Origin of the sequence: Halorubrum sp. SS7, assembly GCF_005435055.1 — an archaeon.
GTDB classification, from domain to species: Archaea; Halobacteriota; Halobacteria; order Halobacteriales; family Haloferacaceae; genus Halorubrum; species Halorubrum salinarum.
In genome coordinates this window covers 1-212 of record NZ_SGXV01000785.1, presented here as the reverse complement: position 1 = coordinate 212, position 212 = coordinate 1, and the positions used below count along the sequence as shown (strand labels likewise).

The window sequence follows — 212 nt, the reverse complement described above, 5'->3', positions numbered from 1 at the left end:
GAACAAGATTCCGAAGCTCGCTCGGTCGACCGGCCAGGCGATGGGAGAGTTCAAGAAGGGCCGCGAACAGGTCGAAGAGGAACTGAAAGACATGCAGGAGAGCGAGACGGCGGACTCGACGCTCGACGACGAGGACGACGACCTCGACGACCTCGAGACCGAGACCGACAAGGAAACCAGCGCGTAAGCCGCCCCGCCGCCGACCGATCTCC

General features: G+C 63.7%; 1 protein-coding gene. It reads left to right on the top strand.

Features of this window, described 5'->3' with window-relative positions; all coding sequences use genetic code 11:
- Positions 1 to 187 (top strand): twin-arginine translocase TatA/TatE family subunit (locus EXE44_RS19910; RefSeq protein WP_137718155.1); only part of this gene is annotated, 187 nt, incomplete at its 5' end.
- Between the last annotated feature and the right edge of the window lie 25 nt (positions 188 to 212).